This is a genomic window from Stenotrophomonas maltophilia group sp. RNC7 (genome assembly GCF_030910085.1).
Taxonomy (GTDB): Bacteria; Pseudomonadota; Gammaproteobacteria; order Xanthomonadales; family Xanthomonadaceae; genus Stenotrophomonas; species Stenotrophomonas sepilia.
Genome location: NZ_JAVFVN010000071.1, coordinates 1 through 604, shown reverse-complemented (window position 1 = coordinate 604; position 604 = coordinate 1). Strand labels below are relative to the sequence as shown.

1 protein-coding gene is annotated in these 604 nt (G+C 67.9%); it reads right to left on the bottom strand.

Features of this window, described 5'->3' with window-relative positions; genetic code table 11:
- A partial coding sequence (locus tag RCF13_RS00560) for a beta-ketoacyl synthase N-terminal-like domain-containing protein (protein ID WP_308140711.1) occupies positions 1 to 604 on the bottom strand: 604 nt, incomplete at both ends.

Below are 604 nucleotides of genomic sequence, written 5' to 3'. Positions count from 1 at the left end.
ACGCCAGCTTCAACGCGTCGCTCTCGTTCTTGTCGCCCAGGGGCGTCGAGGTGCCGTGCGCGTTGACGTACTGGACGTCTTCCAGGTTCAGGCCGCCGTTGCGCAGCGCGTTGAGAATGCCGCGGCGCGGGCCGTCCTTGTCGGGAGCCGTGATGTGATGCGCGTCCGAGCTCATGCCGTAGCCGGCGAACTCGCCATAGATGCGCGCGCCGCGCTTCTTGGCGTGTTCGTATTCTTCCAGCACCAGCACGCCGGCGCCCTCGCCCAGCACGAAGCCGTCGCGGTCGCGATCCCAGGGACGCGAAGCCGTCTGAGGATCATCGTTGCGGGTCGACAGCGCGCGCATCGCGGCAAAGCCGCCAATGCCCAACGGCGACACGGTCGACTCGGCGCCGCCGGCCAGCATGACGTCGGCATCGCCGTACTCGATCAGGCGGGCCGCGTCGCCGATGCTGTGCAGGCCCGTGGTGCAGGCGGACACGACGGCGTAGCTGGGGCCCTTCATGCCGAAGGCGATGGACAGATGGCCGGAGATCAGGTTGATCAGCGAACCCGGCACGAAGAACGGCGAGATCCGGCGCGGACCCTTGGCCATGTATTCGAC